14 protein-coding genes are annotated in these 18,171 nt (G+C 72.3%); 7 read left to right on the top strand and 7 right to left on the bottom strand.

The window, feature by feature from the left end:
* The first annotated feature begins 119 nt into the window (after positions 1 to 119).
* Together ACSDR0_RS06150 and ACSDR0_RS06145 are read left to right on the top strand one after the other, a co-directional pair.
* A complete protein-coding gene (locus ACSDR0_RS06150) occupies positions 120 to 2,162 on the top strand; it encodes a bifunctional aldolase/short-chain dehydrogenase (RefSeq protein WP_435287747.1) in 2,043 nt (680 codons plus the stop codon).
* Between the two features lie 94 nt (positions 2,163 to 2,256).
* The gene (locus ACSDR0_RS06145) at positions 2,257 to 3,957 is read left to right on the top strand and encodes a rhamnulokinase (protein ID WP_435287746.1); all 1,701 of its coding nucleotides are present in this window, start codon (positions 2,257 to 2,259) and stop codon (positions 3,955 to 3,957) included.
* 233 nt (positions 3,958 to 4,190) lie between these two features.
* On the opposite strand, the gene mmuM is transcribed toward ACSDR0_RS06145, so the two are convergent.
* From mmuM to ACSDR0_RS06130, 3 genes are all read right to left on the bottom strand, one after another.
* Positions 4,191 to 5,063, bottom strand: coding sequence for a homocysteine S-methyltransferase (gene mmuM, locus ACSDR0_RS06140; RefSeq protein ID WP_435287745.1), 873 nt, complete (start codon positions 5,061 to 5,063; stop codon positions 4,191 to 4,193).
* Positions 5,064 to 5,431: 368 nt separating this feature from the next.
* Positions 5,432 to 7,789, bottom strand: a complete 2,358-nt coding sequence (locus tag ACSDR0_RS06135) for a VIT domain-containing protein (protein WP_435287744.1) — start codon at positions 7,787 to 7,789, stop codon at positions 5,432 to 5,434.
* Positions 7,786 to 8,556 (bottom strand): MerR family transcriptional regulator, encoded by a 771-nt coding sequence (locus ACSDR0_RS06130; protein WP_435287743.1) that lies wholly within the window; start codon positions 8,554 to 8,556, stop codon positions 7,786 to 7,788. The genes ACSDR0_RS06135 and ACSDR0_RS06130 overlap by 4 nt, the downstream gene beginning before the upstream one ends.
* Positions 8,557 to 8,680: 124 nt before the next feature.
* Between ACSDR0_RS06130 and ACSDR0_RS06125 the strand changes: the two genes are divergently transcribed.
* Positions 8,681 to 9,148 carry a Dps family protein gene (locus ACSDR0_RS06125; RefSeq protein ID WP_435287742.1) on the top strand — a complete coding sequence of 156 codons (468 nt, stop codon included), beginning with the start codon at positions 8,681 to 8,683 and terminating at the stop codon, positions 9,146 to 9,148.
* Positions 9,149 to 9,256: 108 nt separating this feature from the next.
* Here the strand turns inward: ACSDR0_RS06125 and ACSDR0_RS06120 are convergent, their stop codons facing one another.
* Positions 9,257 to 9,487: a hypothetical protein gene (locus ACSDR0_RS06120; RefSeq protein WP_435287741.1), complete on the bottom strand. Its 231-nt coding sequence runs from the start codon at positions 9,485 to 9,487 to the stop codon at positions 9,257 to 9,259.
* Positions 9,488 to 9,749: 262 nt separating this feature from the next.
* Between ACSDR0_RS06120 and ACSDR0_RS06115 the strand changes: the two genes are divergently transcribed.
* From ACSDR0_RS06115 to ACSDR0_RS06105, 3 genes are all read left to right on the top strand, one after another.
* Positions 9,750 to 10,709 (top strand): helix-turn-helix domain-containing protein, encoded by a 960-nt coding sequence (locus tag ACSDR0_RS06115; RefSeq protein WP_435287740.1) that lies wholly within the window; start codon positions 9,750 to 9,752, stop codon positions 10,707 to 10,709.
* On the top strand, positions 10,709 to 10,936 hold the full coding sequence (locus tag ACSDR0_RS06110; protein WP_435287739.1) for a DUF397 domain-containing protein: 228 nt from the start codon (positions 10,709 to 10,711) through the stop codon (positions 10,934 to 10,936). Before ACSDR0_RS06115 ends, ACSDR0_RS06110 begins: the two co-directional genes overlap by 1 nt.
* 141 nt (positions 10,937 to 11,077) lie before the next feature.
* Positions 11,078 to 11,500 (top strand): nuclear transport factor 2 family protein, encoded by a 423-nt coding sequence (locus tag ACSDR0_RS06105; protein WP_435287738.1) that lies wholly within the window; start codon positions 11,078 to 11,080, stop codon positions 11,498 to 11,500.
* Positions 11,501 to 11,645: 145 nt separating this feature from the next.
* Here ACSDR0_RS06105 and ACSDR0_RS06100 read toward each other — a convergent pair whose 3' ends face one another.
* Positions 11,646 to 15,026, bottom strand: a complete 3,381-nt coding sequence (locus tag ACSDR0_RS06100; protein WP_435287737.1) for a P-loop NTPase fold protein — start codon at positions 15,024 to 15,026, stop codon at positions 11,646 to 11,648.
* A gap of 202 nt (positions 15,027 to 15,228) precedes the next feature.
* Here ACSDR0_RS06100 and ACSDR0_RS06095 point away from each other — a divergent pair, with 202 nt between their 5' ends.
* Positions 15,229 to 16,356 carry an alkaline phosphatase PhoX gene (locus ACSDR0_RS06095; protein WP_435287736.1) on the top strand — a complete coding sequence of 376 codons (1,128 nt, stop codon included), beginning with the start codon at positions 15,229 to 15,231 and terminating at the stop codon, positions 16,354 to 16,356.
* Here the strand turns inward: ACSDR0_RS06095 and ACSDR0_RS06090 are convergent.
* Positions 16,334 to 17,122, bottom strand: a complete 789-nt coding sequence (locus ACSDR0_RS06090) for an ABC transporter ATP-binding protein (RefSeq protein ID WP_435287735.1) — start codon at positions 17,120 to 17,122, stop codon at positions 16,334 to 16,336. The genes ACSDR0_RS06095 and ACSDR0_RS06090 overlap by 23 nt on opposite strands.
* Complete coding sequence (locus ACSDR0_RS06085) at positions 17,103 to 18,161, bottom strand: taurine ABC transporter substrate-binding protein (RefSeq protein WP_435287734.1); 1,059 nt, start codon at positions 18,159 to 18,161, stop codon at positions 17,103 to 17,105. Before ACSDR0_RS06085 ends, ACSDR0_RS06090 begins: the two co-directional genes overlap by 20 nt.
* Between the last annotated feature and the right edge of the window lie 10 nt (positions 18,162 to 18,171).

Genomic DNA, 18,171 nt, shown 5'->3' with positions numbered 1-18,171 from the left:
CACCGTCTTTAAAACGTTTTTAAGAAGATCCCTTCCCGTCGCGCACCCGGGTCTCCCACCAAGGCCCCGCCGGGTGTCCGCGGGAGGCGATCAGGTGAACGAGCGAGCGGAGAGGTGCCATGACGTCGCCGGTTGAGGAACTGCTGCAGCGGTCGCACGCGCTGGGGGCCGACCCGCGGAACACGAACTTCGCGGGGGGCAACACCTCGGCCAAGGGGACGGCGACCGACCCCGTGACCGGGTCCTCGGCCGAGGTGATGTGGGTCAAGGGGTCCGGGGGCGATCTGGGCACCCTGGCCGAGCGCGGCCTGGCGGTGCTGCGGCTGGACCGGCTGCGGGCGCTGACGGGGGTGTACCCCGGGGTCGAGCGCGAGGACGAGATGGTCGCGGCGTTCGACTTCTGCGCCTTCGGCACGGGCGGCGCCGCGCCGTCGATCGACACCGCCATGCACGGCCTGGTGGACGCGGCGCACGTCGACCACCTGCACCCCGACGCGGGGATCGCGATCGCCACCGCCGCGGACGGCGAGGCGCTGACGGAGCGGATCTTCGGGGACCGCGTGGTCTGGGTGCCCTGGCGCCGGCCCGGCTTCCAGCTGGGGCTGGACATCGCGGCGATCAAGGCCGGAAACCCGCGGGCGATCGGGTGCGTCCTCGGCGGGCACGGCATCACCGCCTGGGGCGACACCTCGGCCGCGTGCGAGGCCAACTCGCTGGAGATCATCCGCACCGCGGAGGCGTACATCGCCGAGCACGGGCGGGCGGAGCCGTTCGGGCCGGTGCTCGCCGGGTACGAGCCGCTGGACGAGGCGGCGCGGCTGGAACGGGCGGCGGCGCTGCTCCCCACGGTGCGGGGCCTGGCCTCCACCGACGCCCCGCAGGTCGGCCACTACACCGCCACCGACGAGGTGCTTGACTTCCTGTCGCGCGAGCGCCACCCCGAGCTGGCGGCGCTGGGCACCTCGTGTCCCGACCACTTCCTGCGGACCAAGGTGGCCCCGCTGGTGGTGGACCTGCCCGCCGGCGCGCCGATCGAGGACGTGATCGCCCGGCTGCGGGAACTGCACGCCGACTACCGCGAGCGGTACGCGGCCTACTACCGGCGGCACGCGGTGGAGGGCTCACCCGCGATGCGGGGGGCCGACCCGGCGATCGTGCTGGTGCCGGGGGTGGGCATGTTCTCCTTCGGCAGGGACAAGCAGACCGCGCGGGTGGCCGGGGAGTTCTACGTCAACGCGATCAACGTGATGCGCGGCGCCGAGGCGATCTCCTCGTACGCGCCGATCGAGGAGAGCGAGAAGTTCCGGATCGAGTACTGGGATCTGGAGGAGGCCAAGCTGCGCCGGATGCCGCCCGCGCGCCCGCTGGCGACGCGGGTGGCGGTGGTGACCGGCGGCGGCTCGGGCATCGGGGCGGCGACCGCGCGCAGGCTGGCCGCCGAGGGGGCGTGCGTGGTGGTGGCCGACCGCGACCTCGGCGCCGCGAGCAAGGTGGCCGCCGAGCTGGGCGAGGGGGCGTACCGGCCCCAGGACGTCGCGGTCGCGGTGGAGGCGGACGTCACCGACGAGGCACAGGTGACCGCCGCGATCCGCGCGGCGGTGCTGGCGTTCGGCGGGGTGGACCTGGTGGTCAACAACGCGGGCCTGTCGCTGTCGCGCTCGCTGCTGGAGACCAGCGTGGCCGACTGGGACCTGCAGCACGACGTGATGGCCCGCGGGTCGTTCCTGGTCTCGAGGGAGAGCGCCCGGGTGATGATCGCCCAGGGGATGGGCGGGGAGATCGTGTACATCTCCTCCAAGAACGCGGTGTTCGCCGGCCCGAACAACGTGGCCTACGGGGCCGCCAAGGCCGATCAGGCCCACCAGGTGCGACTGCTGGCGGCCGAGCTCGGCGGGTACGGCATCCGGGTCAACGGGGTCAACCCCGACGGGGTGGTGCGCGGGTCCGGCATCTTCGCCTCCGGATGGGGGGCCAACCGGGCGGCGGTGTACGGGGTGGAGGAGGAGAAGCTGGGCGAGTTCTACGCGCAGCGCACCCTGCTCAAGCGCGAGGTGCTGCCCGAGCACGTCGCGGGGGCGGTCTTCCAGCTGACCCAGCTCACCCAGACCACGGGGCTGCACATCCCGGTCGACGCGGGCGTCGCGGCGGCCTTCCTGCGCTGAACCCGTCCCCGGTTCCCTCTGTCCCGCTCCTGTGGGACAGAGGGAATCGGGGACGTTCCTGATTCCTGCTTTCCGCTTTCTGAGAGGGGTTCGCATGCAGTCGGCACCGGGGACCGGGCGGTCCACGCAGGCCGGTCAGGCCGGTCGGGTCGGCCGGTACGCCGCGGTCGACCTCGGCGCGTCCAGCGGCCGGGTGGTCGTCGCCGAGATCGGGCCGGACACCCTGGAACTGCGCGAGGTGCATCGTTTCGCGAACATGCCCGTCCGGGCCGGCGGCACGCTGTACTGGGACATCCTGCGGATCTACCGGGGCGTGCTGGACGGCCTGCGCGCGGCGGGCCCCGTCGACGGCATCGGGATCGACTCCTGGGCCGTCGACTACGGGCTCCTGGACGACAGGGGGGCGCTGCTCGGCAACCCCGTCCACTACCGCGACGCCCGCACCGAGAAGGCGGCCAGCGAGGTCCCCTTCGAGGAGCTGTACGCCCGCACGGGCATCGCCCGCCAGCCGTTCAACACCATCCACCAGCTCGCCGCCGAGCCCCGGCTGGCCTCGGCCTCGACGCTGCTGCTCATTCCCGACCTGATCGCGTACTGGCTGACCGGAGAGGTCGGCGCGGAGCTGACCAACGCCTCCACCACCCAGCTGCTCGACGCCAGGACCCGCCGGTGGGACGCCGTGCTGGCGGGCGGCCTCGGCCCCGCGGCCGGAGTCCTTCCGCCGATCCGGCGTCCCGGCGAGGTGATCGGCCCGCTGGTGCCGGAGGTCGCGGGCGAGATCGGGCTCTCCCCGGACACCCGGGTCATCGCGGTCGGTTCCCACGACACCGCCTCCGCGGTGGCGGCGGTCCCCGCGGGGAGCGAGAGGTTCGCCTACATCTCCTGCGGTACCTGGTCGCTGGTCGGCGTCGAGCTGGACCAGCCCATGATCAGCGAGGAGGGGCGGCGGGCCAACTTCACCAACGAGGCGGGCATCGACGGCACCGTGCGCTACCTCCGCAACGTCACCGGGCTGTGGCTCCTGCAGGAGTGCATCCGCACCTGGGAGTCGGAGGTCGCTCCGGCGGAGGTCCCGCCGGGCGCGGAGCCGTCCGCCGGATTGTTCACCGTGGCGTCCGGCGGGGCGCTCGAGGGGGCGTCCGCCGTGGCGTCCGGCGGGTCGCTTGAGGAGGTGTCCGCTGTGGTGTCCAGCGGGTCGCCTGAAGGGGTGTCCGCCGGATCGCCTGACGGGTCACTCGAAGGGCCGCCCGCCGAGGTGGCGGGAGGGCGGGTCGATCTGGAGGCGCTGCTCCGCGAGGCCGAACGGGAGGCGCCGTTCCGGTCGGTCGTGGACGCCGACGACCCGATCTTCCACACGCCCGGCGACATGCCCGGACGCATCGCCGACTTCTGCCGCCGTACCGGCCGCCCCGTGCCGGAGACCCGGGCCCAGATCGTCCGCTGCGTGATCGACTCCTTGGCGCTGGCTCACCGGGCGGCGATCGAGGACGCCCGGCGGCTCACCGGGCAGGCGGTGGACACCATCCACATCGTCGGAGGAGGCTCGCGCAACGCGCTGCTCTGCCGGCTCACCGCCGACGCCTGCGGCCTTCCCGTGGTCGCGGGGCCCGTCGAGGCCACCTCGATCGGCAACGTCCTGGTCCAGGCCAGAGCCGACGGGGTCGTCTCCGGCGGCCTCGCCGACCTGCGTGCCCTGGTCCGGCGTACCCAGCACCTGGAGCGCTACGAACCCCGCCCCGATGCCGGGATCCCGCCCGCGAAGGCGCCCGTCAGGCCTGTTTCCGCCGAGGGGTGAGCGTCGCCCGGCCTGTTTCCGCCGGAGGGTGAGCGTCGGTCGGCCCGTTCCGAGCGTCGCCCTGCCTGTTTCGAACGTTGCCCTGCCTGTTCCGAGCGTCGCCCGGCCTGTTTCGCCGGAGGGTGAGCGGGTGTCCGCCGCGGGATCCCCAAAGGTGTGCGGCCGGGGATCCCGCGTCCGCGTCCGTGTTCGCGGGCGCGGGACGCGCGGCGGCCGGGCGGCCGGTCAGTGTCTTACGGGGTGCCCGACCCCGTGAGGTGGGCGCGGATCTGGCGGATGTGCTCCGGGGTGGTACGGCAGCAGCCGCCGACGAAGGCGGAGCCCGCGGCGGTCCACCCGGCCGCGGCCTCTCCGAACTCCACCGGGTCGGCCAGCCCGAGCCAGCGCCGGTTCGCGGAGTCCCAGACCTCGCCGGAGTTGGGGTAGACCATGGTGGGCTTGCCCTTGATCTGCGAGATCAGGCTGAGCACGTGGCGCGGTGCCGTGCAGTTGACGCCGATCGCGATCACCTGGGGGTTTCCGACGAACAGGCCCGCCGCCATCTTGAGCGGGGTGCCGTCGTTGATGTGCTCGCCGTCGCGGCAGGAGAAGCTCACCCACGCCCGCATTCCCGGCGTCTCGGCGAGCAGCCGCCGCAGCGCCCTGGCCTCGGTGTAGGACGGGATGGTCTCGCAGGCCATCAGGTCGGCCTCGCTGTCGGCCAGGATGTGCCAGCGGTCGCGGTGCCAGTCGGTCAGGCCGTCCTCGTCGAGGTCGTAGTCGCCGGTGTACTCGGCGCCGTTGGCCAGGTAGGCGCCGTACGGGCCGACGCTGGCGGCCACGGTGCCCGAGCCGTGGGCGTCCCTGGCCTGGGCGGCCAGGTGCACGGAGAGCAGGATGAGGTCCTCGGCCTCGGTGGCGCTCAGTCCCCGCCGTACGAACGCGGGAATGCTCGCCTGGTAACTCGCCGTTATCGCCACCTCGGCCCCCGCGGCGAAGTAGTCGAGATGCGCCTGCCGGATCACTGCGGGGTTCTCCAACAGGAGTTTCGCCGACCAGAGATCGTCTCGCAGGTCCGCGCCCAGCTCCTCCAAATGAGTGGCCAGGCCGCCGTCCAGAATCACCATTCCGCTACTTTATGTGGAGCGGCCGGGGTTGGAACCCCGCTCTTTCCGCCCTCGCGCTGTCCCATATCGGTCTTGTGGGCATCTTCGCCACATGCGGTGGCCCGCGCCCGTGCGAGGGCCGCACCCGGGGAGGGCCGCCGAGCCGACGACCGCCTCTCCGTGCCGCCGTGCGGGGGACCTCCGCCGCGCTCTCGTGAAACGGCTGGAACACGTCCGCCGGGTCCGGGAGGCCCGCTCGAAGCGTGATCTTCGCGGGTGTCCGCATCCGGAGGTGGTCTCGTGACCGTTCGAACGGTCACGAGACCACCTCCCGGCCCCTCAGGTCGCCACGACGTCCCGTGGTGTTTCCAGGGGCGGGATCGGGGAGGTCACCGCTTCCAGAACGGGCGTCGCCTGGCGGGGCCCGCCAGGGACTCCAGGACCTCCTCGGCGCGCCGCCACAGGACGTCCACGTCCCCACCGGCCTGCAGCTCCTCGGCCAGGGCCGCCAGCTCCGCGTGGCCGCCGAGGTAGACGGCCAGGGCCGCGAGGCGGCTGCCCAGGTCCTCCAGCAGGCGCAGCCGTTCGGCGGCGGGCAGGGAGGCCGCGGCGCGCAGCCGCTTCAGCTCCTCGGCGAGCTGCTCCCTCGGCGGGTCCTGCGGGTCGGCCGGGGACCTGCCCTGCCTCGGGGGAGCCCCGGCCGGCGCGGGCCGCAGCATCCGGGCGCGGTCGTCGAAGCCTCCGGCCGCCGCGTCCTGCGGCAGGCCGCCGCCGAGCGGGCTCGCCGCGAACTTCGGCGCGGCGCCGGGAGGGGCCATCCCGGGCGGTCCCATCGGCGGAGGGCTCGGGGCCGCCGCGTTCTCGAAGGCCATCGAGGTCATCATCATCGGAGCGGCGATGATCGGGCTCTCCCAGCCGCTGGGCAGCTCCACCGGCTGGATCACCCGGTGCCCCGGACCACCCTCGGCGACCACCTGCGTGTCGACCGCGACGAAGGCGGTGAACCGGCAGAGCACTCCGTATCTGAGCGAGGTCTCGACGATCTCGGCCTCCAGCGACCGGTCACCGGCCGCGTAGCGGTCCTCCAGGGCCCGCAGCCGCGCCCGCGCCCAGATCGCCCGTACGGCCGGATTGTCCACCACCGACGCGGTGACCCTCCGCTCCCACGGCGAGCCGTCGGCGCCCAGGCCCCGTACGGTCAGCGCTCCGGCGGCCGTGCCGCGGTAGCGGCCGAGCACGGTGAGCGGGACGCCCGAGTAGATCGAGCCGACGTGGCTGACCGTCTCGGTGACCAGGTCGAGCCCGTCGGCCTTGAGGGACAGGTCGGTGACCAGGGGGGCGCCGATCCGGCGGTGGATGTGCTCCATCGCCTCGTCCAGCCGGTCCTCGGACTCGACCAGCTCGCACCTGCCCCCTCCCACCGCGGCCAGCCTGCCCAGGAAACCGGCGTTGACCGCCCTGTCGATGCCGACCGTGTGCACCCGCACCCCGGCCAGCCGGGCGCCGGTCCGCTCCAGGATCTGGTCCTCGTTGCCGACCTGCCCGTCGGTGACGAGCACCAGCACCCGGTCCCGGGTGGAGTCGGTGAGCAGTGCGGCGGCCTGCTCCAGCGGGGACAGCATCTCGGTGCCGCCGCGCGCCTCCAGCCTGGCCAGGTGCTCCACGGCCCGGTAGCGGTTGCGGTCGGACGCCTCGGACAGCCCCTCGCCGAGGCCCTCCGGGTACTCCACGACGGTGTCGAAGGAGAGCACCGCGAAACGGTCACCGGAGGTGAGCGTGTCGACGATGCGCGCGGCGGCGCGCCGGGCGGCCACCATCTTCCAGCCGGTCATGCTGCCCGAGCGGTCGAGGACCAGCACCACGTCCTTGGCCCGGCCCCCGGCGGGCGCCGGTTCGGGGACGACGGTCAGCGTGAACGTGCCCTCGCCGTTCTCGTCGTCGTTGTCGGGGGCCAGCGCGAGGGAGGTGGAGGCGTCGAAGGCCAGGCGCAGGATGAAGTCGCGATCCAGCCGCTCACCCGGCTGGAGGCGGATCGTGGTGCCCTCCTCCTGGACCACGTGCAGGCTGGAACGGACCTCGCGCAGCTCCAGGCCGGCCGGGTCGACGGAGACGGCCAGTGACAGGCGGACCGGGTTGGGGAAGCCGGGCAGCAGCACCGGCGGGGTGATCCGGGAGGCGTCGGGGACCGCGTCGGTGTCCGGAGCCCACCCGTCGCCCGCCCGCTCGCCGTCCAGCGGGGTGCCCGGGATGTAGCGGGGGGCGACGACCAGGGGGAAGCGGAAGGTGGCCGCGCCGTCCTCGTACGGGAGCGGCTGGTTCAGCGTGAGGTGCACGGTGACCCGCTCGCCCGGCACGATGTTGCCGACCCTCATGGTGAAGACGTCCGGCCGGTCCTCCTCGGCGATCGCGGCCCGCTTGCCCTGGGAGATCGCCTGGTCGTAGTCGGCCCTGGCCTGGCCGCGCTCCTTGAGCACGCCCTCGATGACCCGGCCGTCGGCCTCCATCCTGAAGGCGGTCACGGCGGCCCGGTCGGGCAGCGGGAAGACGTAGGTCGCCTCAAGCGCCACGTCGTGCGGGTTGCGGAAGCCCTGGACCACCTCGACCCCGGCGCTCAGGCCGGACACGGCGGCGGTGACGTCCACACTCTCCAGCGGCAGGTTGCCGCGCTCGGTGGTGAGGGCCCCCAGCCCGGCGTCGGGGACGGGCAGGCACTCCTCCGGCAGCAGTGTTGTGATCGAGGTGCTCATGCGTGGATTCCTTCCGGAGGTATGAAGCCGCGTTCGCGGAGGAGTGAAAGGAGCCCCTCCGAGGCGGCGGCGATCTCGGCGAGGTCGCCGGGGGAGGGGGCGTGTCCGCCCGTGTCGAGCATCAGTGTCACGCCGCTCGCCAGCCGTACGCCGTGGACGATCACGGCCTCCGGGGCGGGCGGGGTCGCCGGGGCGGGGGGCCGGGGCTCGGCGGCCGGTGTGGGAGGTGGTGACCGTGTGGCGGCCGGTCGAGGGGGCGGTAACGGGTGTGCGGCCGGGTCCACCGGGTCCACGGGTTTCGCCGGGTTCGACGGTTGCGTTGGTTTCGCCAGCTCTGCGGGGGAGGGTGGTCCGGCCCAGAAGCGTGGGCGGGCCGTCCCGGGAGAGCCGGTCTGGGCGGGAGGGGCGGGCGAGGGCTTCGGCGCGTGCTCAGGTAGGTGCTCGGGCGGGTGCGCCGGCGTGTGCTCCGGGAGGCGGGCGATCGACTCCAGGGTCTGGTCGGTGGCCCCGGCCAGCTCGATCTGGATCTCGGCGATGGTCCGGCCGTCGGACTGGCGTCGCTTGACGGCGACGATCTGGAGGAGGTGACGCCTGCCGTACATGGCGACGCGGCCTCGGCGGGCCGACGGGGGGTCGAGGAGGCCGATCGTCGAATACCAGCGGATGAGGCGCTCGTTGGGCATGTCCCTGACCCGCCCGTTGAGCTGGGCGGTGGGGGTCAGCGCCGCGGATGCCCGCTCAGCCAGTTCACCGATGGTCCATTCCATGCTTCGATAGTGACACTGTAATCATGACAGTGTCAACATGATTGCCGGAATAGGAGGGCGTGGAGGTGGGTACGGACATTCCGTAGCAAAGGGGAAACTAAGCTCGAAACAGGGGGAAGATTCCATGTCCGCGATCACCAGTCCACTCAAGGCAGAAGACAAGAAGGTCGTCGGCAACGTGCTCCAGGGCGCGCTCGTCGATCTGCTCGACCTGTCGCTCCTGACCAAGCAGGCCCACTGGAACGTGATCGGCCACAATTTCCGGTCGCTGCACCTGCAGCTCGACAAGATCGTCTCGTCGGCCAGGAAGCACGCGGACACCGTCGCCGAGCGCGCGGTGGCCCTCGGGTGCAACCCCGACGGCCGGGCCTCCACGCTCGCGAGCGCCAGCGAGGTGCCGCAGCTGGAGTCGGGCTACATCAACGACGGCAAGGTCGTAGCCGCCATGACGGACATTCTCGGGTCCATCGTGCGCCGGATGCGTGAGCGCATCGAAGCCACCGAGAAGCCCGACCTGGTCACCCAGGACCTCCTCATCGAGATCACGCAGGACCTGGAGAAGCACCACTGGATGATCGAGGCCCAGCGCTAGATCGTCTTTCGAGGCGCCCCGGCTGTGAGGGCCGGGGCGCCTTTCGCGTTCCCAGCCGTCTCGGGGTTTCGAGGAGGCGTGGGGGGGTGATCGCGTCGCCCATAGACGCTACGAGGGGTACTTTTCCGTGTCGCCGCTCCCGAGCCAGACAAGGTCGGAGTGAAGCCGCCGCGCGGCGCTGTACGCGCTCGTCCACCGGCCGAATCCGTTGCCGTTCGCCCCGACGGTCGCCGCCGTCCCGCCCGGCAGTGTCAGCCCGTAGGCCACCACCTCCGTGACGCTCTCCCCGTCCTCTTCGCCCTCGTCATCCTCGTAGAACTCCTGGACTAGGGCGAACATCCGCGGAAGGTCGCCCGTCAGCGTGTGCGCACATTCCGAATCCGTGCTTTGCGGGCAACGTTCGTCGAAGTCCGGGGCATGGCAGGCGGATGGCTGGCCAGAACCAGCGTGATGCTCCATGTCGAGTACTCCCTTCCGGTGCTGAACCTGAGTGGAGATCTGGTAGACGGCAGCGCCCCGATTTCCCTGCGTTTTCGGATAAATACCGAGCGTGACCGTCAATACTTCGGTAGCGTGACAGCGAATTCAGGATGACGCAAGCTTGCTTGATGAGGTTGTTGGTGTTGCCCTGATTTGTCTAGTACCGGCTAGCGGCACAAGCGACGTGAACTCGAAGGAGACGGCGATGGGCGCGAAGCGAGGACCAACGCTGCGGGCGCAGTGGCTCGGCAAACACCTGAGGGATTTCCGTGAGTCGGCCAAGTTGACACTCAAACAGGCAGGCGACTACCTGCAGCGTGACGCCGGAACAATCAGCCGGTTGGAGTCCGGCGTCATCCCAGCGAGGGTGTCCGATGTGCTGGCACTCCTCAATTTGTACGGCGTCGGTGACCAGAAGGTCCGCGACGGGTTGGAGCAGATCAGTCGTGACATCTGGCGCAAGGGCTGGTGGGACGGTTATGCCACTGATTCGCTTGGTGGGCTGTTTGACCATGCATGGCTCGAAACCCGTACAGCGGGAATTCGCTCCTATGGGGCGATGGTTGTCCCCGGGCTCCTCCAAACTCGTGACTACGCCCAGGCAGTCATCGCGGCGGGCGACGCGGACGCTCCCGGCGAGCAGGTCGAGCGTTGGGTGCAGTTCCGAATGGATCGGCAGCGTGTGCTCGACGCCGAGTCGACTCCGAACCTAGAGATCATTCTCGATGAGGCCGTACTGCATCGCATGATCGGTGGCCCGCAGGTGATGCGCGGCCAATTGGAGCACCTATCCCAGGCCATGAACAGGCCGAATGTGACCGTCCGGGTCCTGCCGTTCACTGCTGGGGCGCACGCCAGCCCAGAGGGATCTTTCATAATCTTCGATATGCCGGAGCCCTACTCCGACGTGGCCTGTGTGGAGACCCGAGGAGGCGCTGTCTACACCGAGGCAGAGGGCGCCGAAAACTTTGCGCGAGCGTACGATTCCCTACGTAGCGTCGCGCTCACCCGGGATGAGTCTGCGGCCGTCATCCGAGGCGCTGTCGACCGTCTCAGACGAGCGAGAGGGAGGAGCATGTGATGATCAGTCCTGAGGAGCTGGCGGGCGTGGCTTGGCACATCAGCACCCGGAGCCCCGACGGTGGCGGTCAGTGCGTCGAGGCCGGTCCGCTGGCCGACGGCAGCGGGCGTGTCGCCGTACGGCACAGCCGTCGCCCCGACGCCGAGGTGATCGTCTACACCCGGGCCGAGTGGGAGGCCTTCGTCGGCGGAGTCAAGGACGGCGAGTTCGACTTCCCCGCCCGCTGACCGTACCGGCCGCCGAATGGTGTGGCCGGACGATGAGGCGATTCACCTTGTCCCGGCTTCTACGGGTCCCGTCATGCCTCGGTGGTGATCGACGGGCGACGCCCGGAGCCGAGAGGCCGGCGACATGAGTAGCCTGCCGACATGAGTGATAAAACCCATGACATCGTGGAAGAACTGCTGCGTCGGATGGCCGAGGGCGATCACGACCGTACGGCGGAGTTGTTCGCCGAGCCGATTGACTGGCAGCTCGCCTGGCCCGCCGAGGGACATCCGGCGGTGCCGTGGATTCGCCCCCGGTCCGGCCGGGCGGATGTGGCGGACCATTTCCGGTCGCTGGAGGCCCATCACGTGCCCGAACTGAACGGCACCTCGGTGACGCGGATCCTGGTCGACGGGGCGGACGCCGTCGTGCTCGGGGAGATCGCGCAGACGGTGAGGGATGGCGGGACCTCGTACACCTCACCGTTCGCGCTGCACCTCACTGTCGAAGACGGGCTCGTCACCCGCTTCCACATCTACGAGGACAGCCTCACGGTCGCGCGGGCACTCAGCGCTCAGGCGTGATCGCGAAGGGGCCCGTTCCGTCGCGGTATCGAGGAACGGGCTCACGCTCCGTGCCTCGACCGACCTCGGTTTTGACAAGTTTGGACTCTCAGCCGCGCGTTCGCGGTCTCCTGTGGCACCGTCGGTCGCGGAGCAGCGGGAGGGCTCAGAGGAGATAGCGGGCCAGGTCGGCGATGGGGTGGGGGCGGGAGAGCAGGTCGCGCAGGGCGTCCAGGTGGGGGCCGCCGGGGGTGTGGTGGGCGACGAGGCCGGTGTCGTGGACGGCCCGCTCCCAGCCCCCGTCGTCGTTCGCGGAGCCCTCCAGCCGTCGCAGCACGCTCGCCCCGTCCGTCTCCCCGGCCAGCAGGGTCAGCAGGTGCGGCCACTGGACGGCCAGCGCCGCGAGCTTGGCGACCTCGCCGTCCGAGGCGGGGGCCGCCCCGGCGAGGGCGCGGCGGTAGGTCAGGAACGAGTAGAAACGGAACACGTTCACGTACCGCTTGATCTCGCGCGGGTTGAAGAACGTCAGCGCCGGGAGCACGAACTCGATCGCCCGGTAGGCGTTCTCGTCGCTGTAGAGGTCGTCGAAGACCCGGTCCGCGGCCTCGCGGGTCGCCGCGCAGAGACCGCCGACGGCGTCGGAGCACTGGATGCCCAGGGCGTCCTGCGCCAGTCGCGCCGCCTCGTCGAGGGTCGTCGTGGTCGGGCGCAGCGCCCAGATGGCGTCCTGCAACCGGCTCACCTGCACCGGGTCCGGCGGCTCCGCCGGTGCCCGCAGCCCCGGCACGGCCGCTCCCGGTGGCGTGGCGGTGCCGGGCGAACCCGGTGTGACCACGTCGGGCGGGGAGGGCCGTGCGGGAGGCAGGGGACCGCGCGAGCGCGGTCCGGCCGGATCCGGTGGCGGGTCGAGCCGTTCCAGGGCGGCTGGGGGACCCGCCGGACGCGGTCCGGCCGGATTCGGTGTCCGTGCGGTGTCCGGGTCCCGCGGTCGCGCGGTCTCCGTGCCTGTGGGAACAGTGGAAGCACCCGCGCGTACGTCGGCGACACCAGGGGCGACGGTCGCGGGCCCCGTGACGCCGGGAACACCCGGGGCGACCGCCACCGGCCGCGTGGCCTCGGGAACCCCCGGGGAAGCGGTCGCGGGCTCCGTGACGTCGGGGACACCCAGCAGGGCACGGACGAAGGCGGGCAGCCGGTCGGCGTCGTCCAGCAGCGGCACGCTCAGCGGGAGCTGCACGATCTTCTCCAGGAACCGCCAGCCCAGGCCGGAGCGCCCGCCGCCCGGCAGCGTCCCGGCCAGTTCCGGGTAGGCCGCCTCGACGTGCGCCACGACCACCTCGGGCTCCATCGCCAGCACGAACACGCAGTTGGGGAACTCTCCGGCGAGGAACAGGTTGATCGCCTCGATGACCTGCGCCACCGTTCCCGGAGAGCAGCGGTCCAGGTCGTCCACGAACACCACCAGCGGGCGCTCGCCGGTGGCGACCAGGTCGAGGACCTGCCGCATGTCGGTCTGCACCAGGTGCAGGAAGCCGGTCCTGGACCGGTACCCGGGAGTGGTCGCGACCTCGTTGACGAACCCGTCGGCCGCGCCGGGGCCGAGCAGGTCGGGCTGCGTGACCAGGCCGCGGAACGCGTTGTCCGCCGACTCCCCGAAGAACCGCGCCAGCCGTACGGCGCCCGCGGCCACCACCACCGCCGACCCGGCGGAGCCGACGGCCGCCGCGGCGTTCCCCAGGAAGGCGCCGAGCGCCGGGAGCAGCGCGGCGGCGGCCAGGAGCGCCCCGGTGAGGACGGCGGTGGCGACCAGGCCGAGGGCCACGGGCGCCAGGCGGGTCACCGCCAGCTGGTAGGCGCGCTTGCGGACCGCCTCTCGGTCGATCCTGGACAGGTTCAGCTCCAGCCAGAACCGTTCCCGCTCGGCGCGGGGCAGCCGCCGGGTGACCTGGCTGATGATCTCGTGGGCCAGCCCGGCCCAGACCTGCTCGCCGCTCTGGTACATCCACGGGTTGAACCAGACCGTGGGCCGCCAGTCCGCCGGCCGCAGCGGGAGCGGGCCCGGCTCGGCCTGCCCGGTGCTCTCCCGGGGGCGCCGTCCCGTCCTGGCGAGCACCTCGGCGTTGGTCAGCGCCCGCTCCGCGCGGGAGCCGGGCAGGTGGATCGGGGCGGGGGCGTCCCCGGCGGCCCCGGGGTCCAGGAGGTCCTGGATCATCCGCATCAGGGAGGTCTTGCCCGCGCCCCAGGGGCCCTTGAGGCCGATCGTGAGCGGGGGCCGGGTCTCGGGGTGGCGGACGAAGGCCGCGATGGCCTCGGCGTAGACCCGGTGCCCGAGCTGGTCCTCGGTGGTCCACCGGTCGGCGGTGAGCCTGGCCCTGGGCCGCACCGTCCGCAGACCGGCCCGGCGGCGGCGCAGCAGCGCCGAGGTCTGCGCCCGCTCGGCCGCCGACAGCCGCGAGTGGCCGAAGGTCCGCACGTCCGGGTGGACGAACGTGGTCGCCTCGCCCAGCAGGCCCCACTGCCTCAGCTCGGCGGCGTCGCCGAGGATCTCGTCGATCGGCTCGTCCTCGTCGAGCAGGGCCGCCCTGCGCAGCATCTCCCTGGCGGGCTCGCTCAGGTGGAGCTCGTAGACCCGCCGCACGATCTCGATCCCGCAGGCGGGCGGGGCGTGGTCGCCGAGCCGCGCCAGGACGCGGGCGAAGGCGGCGTGCGGCACGGCGGAGGTGTCCCTCGCCGGGGTCAGGGCGACCCCGGCGACGGCTCCGTACGAGATCAGGATGGGCGTGCGGGCGGCCGAGGCCGCCGCGTAGCGGGCGAGCGCGTAGGCGTGCAGGTCCCCGACGCTGATCGTCCCGTCCCCGTCGAGGTCGGCGGCCCGCGTCACCAGGCCCTCCGCGATGACGTCGGTCAGCGTGCGCGCCGGGCCGGGTACCGTCTCGTCGAACCTCAGCGTGAGGGTCAGGGCCGCCGCGGCCACCCTCGGCTCCCCGGCCACGGCGAGCTGCCTGACCGGTTCGGCGGAGCCGTCCAGGGCGCTCCACCCGAAGTCGACGATCATCAGTACGGCGGCCGCCAGCGACTCGCCGACCTGCCGCCCGAACGCGCCGATCATCGACCCCAGCTGTCCCGAGGTCCACCCGCCGTCGGCGGGCAGCCGGATCACCAGCAGGTCACCCTCCCGCGCCGAGCGCAGCAGGTTCCACACGCGCTCGCCGTCCGCGCCCGCTCCCCGGCTGGTCTCGGCCTCGACGGCGAACCCCTCGGCGCGCAGGGCGCTCACCAGGCGCGCGTCCGGCGGGGCGGTGTACGGGCCGGTGCCGGTGCCACCGACGGCGCCGGTGGTGCCCGCGTCCGGCGAGGGCGGTGACGAGAACGGGTGCGGGTGCGGAGCCGATGACGAGGCAGGTGACAGAGCCGGTGACGAGGCGGGTGACAGGATCGGTGGCGGGGGCGAGGCCGGAGGGGAGTCGAGGAAGACGAGAGCTCGGCGGGTGCCCACGTGGGGCGTGGTCTCGAAGACTGGATTCGCGAACGCGAGTCCCTCGCTCAACGGTCCTCCCGATCTGACGACGGTTCAAGATCCCACTGTGGACGCGCGGGGCGGGACGGATGGCGATCTTGGCGATAGGTCGACCTGTTTTGACGGATGTTTGCTCTCCGGTTTCCGCAAAGTTTGCGGCGGGGGAGCCTCGGCGTTCATGTGGGTTCGATCGACTGGCCGCGTACCGTGAGGGACGACGAGGAGAGGCCCCATGCTTCGCCGTACGGCTCCGTGCACGCAGGCTCCGACCACCGGCACGGTTCTCGCGGGTTCGCTCTGGCACGAGGCCGCGGACCCCGTCACCCGGCGTCCGGGAGGTCCCTACGGGCCGCTCCGCGAGCCCGACGTCAACGGGGTCGCGCTGCCCGAGGGGTTCACCAGCCGGATCGTCGCCCGCACCGGCCGCAGGATCGGCGGGGTGCTGTGGCACCCGGCGCCCGACGGCGGCGCGTGCTTCCCCGACGGCGACGGCTGGATCTACGTCTCCAACTCGGAGGCCCCGCTGCTCGGCGGGGCGTCGGCGATCAGGTTCGGGCCCGGCGGGGCCGTCGTCGACGCCTACCGCGTCCTGTCGGGCACCAACCTCAACCGCGCGGGCGGGCGCACCCCGTGGAATTCCTGGCTGTCGTGCGAGGAGATCCTCCGCGGCCGGGTCTTCGAGTGCGATCCCTACGGCTCGCGGGCCGCGATGCCGCGCCTGGCCATGGGCCGCTTCAGGCACGAGGCCGTGTCCTGCGACCCCGACCGGGGAGTGGTCTACCTGACCGAGGACGAGCCGGACGGCTGCTTCTACCGGTTCCGTCCGGCCTACTGGGGCGACCTGACGTCGGGTGTCCTGGAGGTGCTCTGCGCCACGTCCGACCGGGGGCCGGTGACCTGGCGGCGGGTGCCCGACCCCGGCGGGGCGCGGGCGGCCACCCGCGACCAGGTCGGCGACGCCAAACACTTCTCCGGCGGGCGGGGCTGCCACTACGCGGACGGCCTGTGCCTCTTCGCCACCGGGGGCGACGACCGGGTGTGGGCGTACGACGCGGAGCGCGAACGCCTGGAGGTCGCCTACGACGCCGGCGCCCCGCCGGCCGCCGCCGAAGCCGTCACTCCCTCGGGCGACCTGTACGTCACCCGGGACGGCGGCGACATGGAGATCGACCTGATCACCCCCGACCGGGTCGTCACCCCGGTCCTGCGGATCTCGGGCCATCCCGGGTCGGAGATCACCGGCCCCGCCCTCTCACCGGGCGGCGACCGCCTCTACTTCTCCTCCAAGCGCGGACCCCGCGGCGACGCCTCCGGCACCGACGGCGTCACCTACGAGGTCACCGGCCCCTTCCGCCGCTGAGCGACGCGGCCTCCCTGACGACCTCCGTCAGCTCCTCGCGCAGCCCGGCGAAGAGCGGGTCGGTGCGGGGGTGGTCGCCGTACGGCAGGTCCGAGGCGCGGTCGAGGACCACCCGGCCCGGCCTGCCGCTCAGCGCGAGCACCCGGGTGCCGAGATAGACGGCCTCGTCCACGCTGTGGGTGATGAACACCACCGTCGTCCCCGCCCGCCGCCACAGCTCGCGGACCTCCTCCTGCATGCGCTCCCTCGTGAAGGCGTCCAGGGCGGCGAACGGCTCGTCCATCAGCAGCAGCGCGGGGCCCGGGGCGAGCGCGCGGGCGATCGCCGCGCGCTGCTGCATGCCCCCGGAGAGCTCGTACGGCCTGGCCCTCGCGACGTCGGCCAGCCCGGTCAGCTCCAGCAGCCCGGCCACCCGCTCGCGCCGCGCCGCCCTGGGCAGGCCGCGCAGCCCGAATCCGACGTTCCCCTCGACCGAGAGCCAGGGGAAGAGGCGGTGCTGCTGGAACACGTACCCCCTGGCCGGGTCGGGCCCGGAAACCGGCCCGCCGGAGGCGGTGATGGCCCCCGCCGACGGCGCGGTGAAGCCCGCCACCAGCCGCAGCAGCGTGCTCTTGCCGCACCCCGAGGGGCCCACGACCGTCACGAACTCCCCGGCGGCGATCTCCAGGTCGATCGGCCCGAGCGCGTCGACCGTCCCGGCGCGTCCCCGGTAGGAGTGCGACACCCCGGTGAGCGCCAGCGCGACCTCAGCTTCCGGCGAAGGCATCCGCGAGCTCCTGCGTGGCCAGGCCCTTCTGGAAGGCGCTCAGCTCCGGCACCGCGTCCACCTTCTTCTGACCCTTGAGGAACTCGGCCGAGCTCCGCAGGTTCTCGGCGAACTTGCCGGGGGCCGAGGGGGTGCCGAGATACTCGGCGGAGCGCTGCTCACCCGCGTCGAGGAGGACGAGCTGGCCGAGCTGGCGCGCGGCCTCCGCCGGGTCGAGGTTGAGCTGGCGGCCGATGGCCGCGGCGGCGGCGTCCTTGTCGCCCCTGGCCAGCTTGACCGCGCGGTCCTGCTGCTGGAGCCAGACGTGCAGCGCCTTGGGGTACTTCTTCGCGAAGTCGTCGCTCACCACCGCGAGGTCGGCGGTGAGCTTGCCCCGCTGGGCCAGCTCGCGGCTGGTGACCAGCGTCGTGCCGCCGTTCTTCTGCAGCTCGGCCAGGGTGGGCGTCCAGACGTAGGCGGCGTCGACGTCGCCGCGCTGCCAGGCGGCCTGGATGTCCGGCGGCTCCATGTCGAGGATCTTCACGTCGGCCTCCGACAGCCCGGCCTCGGCGAGCGCGGCCAGCAGGCTGTAGTGGGTGGTCGAGGCGAAGGGGGCGGCGACCCGCTTGCCCGCGAGCCCCTTGACGTCGGTCACGCCGCCCCGGGCGACGAGCGCCTCGTTGTCACCGATCACGTCGAAGATCCACGGCACCCGGTACGGGATGTTGAGGGGCGCCGACAGGCCACGGGTGACCGGGCTGCTGCCCGCCAGCCCGATGTCGAGCGATCCGGCGATCATCGCGGTGTTCACGTCGCCGCCCGAGTCGAACTTGCTCCATGTGATCTTCGTGTTCGGCAGCGCCTTCTCCAGCCACTGCTGGTCCTTGACGATCAGGTCTCCGTTGGGGATGAGCTGGTAGCCGATGCGCAGGGTGGCCGGGGAACCGTCGGCGGCGGGCTTGGCCTCCTCCGTACCGGACCCGCAGGCGGTCAGGGCGAGGGCGGCGGCGGTCAGGGCGAGCGCGGCGCGCTTCACTGGGTTCACTGCCAGGTGTTTCATGTGGGTCTTT

Source organism: Streptosporangium sp. G11, from assembly GCF_051192615.1.
Classification (GTDB): domain Bacteria; phylum Actinomycetota; class Actinomycetes; order Streptosporangiales; family Streptosporangiaceae; genus Streptosporangium.
The sequence above is the reverse complement of the archived record's forward strand: the minus strand, read 5'-3'. Positions and strand labels throughout refer to the sequence as shown.

Bases quoted from the DNA above. Each gene is read 5' to 3' on its own strand.
- ACSDR0_RS06150 (WP_435287747.1), top strand. From the start codon at position 120: ATGACGTCGCCGGTTGAGGAACTGCTGCAGCGGTCGCACGCGCTGGGG.
- ACSDR0_RS06145 (WP_435287746.1), top strand. From the start codon at position 2,257: ATGCAGTCGGCACCGGGGACCGGGCGGTCCACGCAGGCCGGTCAGGCC.
- mmuM (WP_435287745.1), bottom strand. From the start codon at position 5,063: ATGGTGATTCTGGACGGCGGCCTGGCCACTCATTTGGAGGAGCTGGGC.
- ACSDR0_RS06135 (WP_435287744.1), bottom strand. From the start codon at position 7,789: ATGAGCACCTCGATCACAACACTGCTGCCGGAGGAGTGCCTGCCCGTC.
- ACSDR0_RS06130 (WP_435287743.1), bottom strand. From the start codon at position 8,556: ATGGAATGGACCATCGGTGAACTGGCTGAGCGGGCATCCGCGGCGCTG.
- ACSDR0_RS06125 (WP_435287742.1), top strand. From the start codon at position 8,681: ATGTCCGCGATCACCAGTCCACTCAAGGCAGAAGACAAGAAGGTCGTC.
- ACSDR0_RS06120 (WP_435287741.1), bottom strand. From the start codon at position 9,487: ATGTTCGCCCTAGTCCAGGAGTTCTACGAGGATGACGAGGGCGAAGAG.
- ACSDR0_RS06110 (WP_435287739.1), top strand. From the start codon at position 10,709: ATGATCAGTCCTGAGGAGCTGGCGGGCGTGGCTTGGCACATCAGCACC.
- ACSDR0_RS06105 (WP_435287738.1), top strand. From the start codon at position 11,078: ATGAGTGATAAAACCCATGACATCGTGGAAGAACTGCTGCGTCGGATG.
- ACSDR0_RS06095 (WP_435287736.1), top strand. From the start codon at position 15,229: ATGCTTCGCCGTACGGCTCCGTGCACGCAGGCTCCGACCACCGGCACG.
- ACSDR0_RS06090 (WP_435287735.1), bottom strand. From the start codon at position 17,122: ATGCCTTCGCCGGAAGCTGAGGTCGCGCTGGCGCTCACCGGGGTGTCG.
- ACSDR0_RS06085 (WP_435287734.1), bottom strand. From the start codon at position 18,161: ATGAAACACCTGGCAGTGAACCCAGTGAAGCGCGCCGCGCTCGCCCTG.